This is a genomic window from Methanobrevibacter sp. (assembly GCF_045220775.1).
GTDB lineage: Archaea > Methanobacteriota > Methanobacteria > Methanobacteriales > Methanobacteriaceae > Methanocatella.
The window spans coordinates 1-3,455 of the sequence record NZ_JBGUWC010000113.1 but is presented as its reverse complement, the minus strand read 5'-3'; the positions used below and the strand labels follow the sequence as shown (position 1 = coordinate 3,455).

General features: G+C 37.0%; 3 protein-coding genes. All 3 read right to left on the bottom strand.

Annotation, left to right across the window (positions count from 1 at the left end; all coding sequences use genetic code 11):
- Window positions 1-446 precede the first annotated feature (446 nt).
- The 3 genes from ACJROP_RS07665 to ACJROP_RS07655 all read right to left on the bottom strand — a co-directional run bounded on the left by ACJROP_RS07665 (window position 447) and on the right by ACJROP_RS07655 (window position 2,908).
- A complete protein-coding gene (locus tag ACJROP_RS07665; protein ID WP_406534884.1) occupies window positions 447-2,276 on the bottom strand; it encodes a DUF262 domain-containing protein in 1,830 nt (609 codons plus the stop codon).
- Between the two features lie 203 nt (window positions 2,277-2,479).
- The gene (locus ACJROP_RS07660) at window positions 2,480-2,710 is read right to left on the bottom strand and encodes a hypothetical protein (RefSeq protein WP_406534883.1); all 231 of its coding nucleotides are present in this window, start codon (window positions 2,708-2,710) and stop codon (window positions 2,480-2,482) included.
- Window positions 2,711-2,743: 33 nt separating this feature from the next.
- Window positions 2,744-2,908, bottom strand: a complete 165-nt coding sequence (locus ACJROP_RS07655) for a hypothetical protein (RefSeq protein WP_406534882.1) — start codon at window positions 2,906-2,908, stop codon at window positions 2,744-2,746.
- Window positions 2,909-3,455 lie beyond the last annotated feature (547 nt).

The window sequence follows — 3,455 nt, the reverse complement described above, 5'->3', positions numbered from 1 at the left end:
TTATAAGAGTCTCAGTAGTTTGCAGCGTTGAGGGTGACGAGTTGCAGAGTTGTATGAAAATTTGTTTTTTCTGAACTCAGATTTTTCATTTACTTCACCTCCGTTATACCTCCGTTCCAGATCCGTTTCAAGTCCGTTTCAGGTCCGTTCCAGAACGGAGAACAGATAGGAGGGAAATGGGAGTTACATAAGAGGAAGGAGGGAGTTTAACTATGATTGTATTCTAAGAATTTTTGTTTACAATATCTTAAATGCCTCTAACAGCATTTTCATTCGGTAGTCATAAAATGAGTAAAGCCAAGTTGAGGGCATCGGAACTTGCCAGACAAGTCCATTCCTCATTCGTCCATAGTTCATTTTTTCACGGAAGGTACTAAGTCCGCTTTCTACGCTGATCCCTGCTCCTGTCAGAAAATCGATGTGTTGTCTCGTCATAATTACGATTGTTATAATGATTCATAATATTTTCTGATTTTATTTGCCATTAAAATACGGCGTTCTTCGAGGAATGAATTATAATCTTCGTGTTCCATTTCGAAAATGTTTTCAGGAATACAATTATCTGCAAGATTTTTACGAAGTTGGTCTTCATCAATAATAGAACCACATTTAGCAACCTTTGTCCGGCATTGATTCAGGGCTATGTTAAAATATTCCTTTGGAGCTTTCTTTCCTATGGACTCATTTACAGGTCTGTCAAGATAGGCGTAGTTTCCATCTTGATTGTATTGATTCTTTGCGTAATGATTGTTTATCAGATATTGTTTTGGAAATACATGATGAACATCGCCACCAAGATTGATCAATTCTCGTACTGTGATATTGGTAGAAAGAAGGGAGATGTCGTTGAAATATACTTGAGCAGCCAAGTAAACGAGATATGTTGGATTATTGGTAGATGTCATTGTTAAATCTTGAGGGACGGCTACGTTCCAGAAGTTCTCAGAAAGGGTAGCATCTTCGATGGATTTTAGCATTGTTAGCACACCTTGTTCTGTTATCTGTCGAATGTCTCTTGCAAAGGCAGATTCAGGAGAACTGCTATAACGTCCTGTTAAAACAGATAGGACATACCATTTTTGTACAATACGCTTTCTGTCTGCTACAGGCACATTTGACTCTTGAAGTAATAAGTGTATTGTATAGGCAAAATCCATGGCCATATTGGAATTAACCATCTTGTCAGAAATAAATCCTGCAGACTTAATGGCTATCATAAATTGCGTGAAATTGTGCTGACTTATTACGTTCAAAACACCCTCATACATTTTCTTGAATGTATCTTCAACGATTTCTTCCTTGAACTCTCGAGTTTCAAAGTCTCTACCTGTAAGTAACTGGACAAGGTTTGCCAACTTTGCTCTTTTCAGTTTGTGCATAAAAGCAACGCGAATTACATCGTCGCAGTTTGGATCATATACTGTTTCTTTATCATCTGCCAACCATGCAAGTTTTTGGAGATAAGGTGTAGATGCAAAAGCAGTATCATTGTTCTTGATATATTCAAAATATGTTGGTACTACGGCAAGATGGCTGAAATAATCAATGAGTTTACGAAGAGTATTTCCGCCATGCACTTCATCGGCAGCCATCTTCGACATGACAAAGTCACCCTGACTCAAAGGAGTACCTTTTGAGTTTATGCGTATAAAGATGTCGGTAACAACATCAATATCTAATTTTTCAGATAATTCAATGACACCAATCTGTGTTGCCTCAATACCTTTCAACTTGTTGAGAACCATTTGTAGATTATCTCCACTCATATCTGGATTTTGTTTGATATATTGTGGAATAAATATCCATGATGAGAATTTGGTGCTAAAAATCTCTGTAATATCGGGAATCCAATGCTTGCTTTTTAGATGGGCTGGTGTTTGTACTGCAAAAATTTCTGCTTCACTATTTCCATTCATAAAATCTAATGCAGCAAAAGGATTGAATGCAATCTTTACGCGAGTTTCTTTAAACTCACTATTGAATACTTTTTGTGCTGCTATAGCTGTCATCAATGCGGTAATGCGTTGTTGACCATCAATGATAACTTTCTTTCCTGAAGAAATAGTTCCATCTTTTAACTTGACATTTGGATTTTTCCATAGAATGATGTATCCTGTAGGATACCCCTTGTAGAGTGAATCAATAAGATCTCTAACTTGGCTATTCTTCCATACGAACGGACGTTGTATTTCTGGTATGGCAATGTCTTTTGCCTCTATCAATCCCAATAATCCTTTAATAGTTATTGAGGTGTTGGTAAATTTTTCACTTTCCATATTTTTTAATTCTGCAACTTTGTTATTAGGCGTATTATATAAGTTTCTGTGGGCAAAGGTAAAAATAATATTTGAGAATCACATGCGTTTTGTGATTTTTTTATGGATTAAACATTTTTGTGAGGTCACATATGAGGAAACAGAAAAGCCAACTAGAAGAATTTACTTCCGATTGGCTTAATACTACATATAAAAAATGATTGCTATTTATTAGGATGGGCCATTTGTTTTCTCTTGTTGTCAATATACCTCTGCTCAAGCTTTACTCTTTCCCAGTATGATTTCCATTCAAGACATTGCTCATAAGTAACACCATACAAAGAAGCCTCCTTTTCTATTTCTGCTCTACTGGCATTACCATCCAAATGACCCCATACGCATCCGCACCTGAGTTTTATTTCGGTCTCTGGACTTACGCTAAACTCAGAGTGCATCTTTGCAGTTAATTCTTCTTTTAATGGCATACGCTATTTCTTTTCACTTTGGAAAGTTACTGATGATTGATTCTGACCTACAAACACTTTCTTATGCCCTACTCTCCTTATGAACGGATATGGTATCTTGTCAAAGGCGGGACATTTGTCGTGTTCCCAATCCCAATGACGACACCCAGAGCATTGCCCATATAACAAGGCTATCGACTCTTTATCTTCTTCTGATACATTGCTATTCATATCAACGAACTCAGTATAGGTATAAGGTTCAACCTCGTCACTACGTAGTGTTTTATGCTCGTCTTCCCCATCTCTAATTTCTTGGGGGACACCTTCTGGGTAGGCAAAACATGCTAATATACCATCCTCTTCTTGAAGGTGAGGTATGACGTGCAAACAATGGAAGCAAACAGCATTCTTTTTCATATCTTATATGTTTTTGTGCAAAGTTACAAAAAAATGGGATAAATACTAATTTTTTCCGAGTGTTTTTGGGATTTTAGATTAATTCCTCTGCTGATCCTCTGTTTTTCCTCTGTTCCAGAAGCAGAGAAATTGCTTTTTCATAGTGGTGGAATAAAGTTTTGATTTGAGGAAGTTCAACTGGAAAAAGTTAAATTTCATATAGATATTAGAAAAAGGTATGTCGAGATTTTGTGAATTGCAGAAAAGTTCGTACCTTTGCATCCAATAATCAAGCCGTGGTACTCTCGTTGGACTCGCGTAGTGCAAAAGACCTCGCCCC

Coding starts and splice junctions, on each gene's coding strand:
- ACJROP_RS07665 (WP_406534884.1), bottom strand. CDS start 2,276: ATGGAAAGTGAAAAATTTACCAACACCTCAATAACTATTAAAGGATTA.
- ACJROP_RS07660 (WP_406534883.1), bottom strand. CDS start 2,710: ATGCACTCTGAGTTTAGCGTAAGTCCAGAGACCGAAATAAAACTCAGG.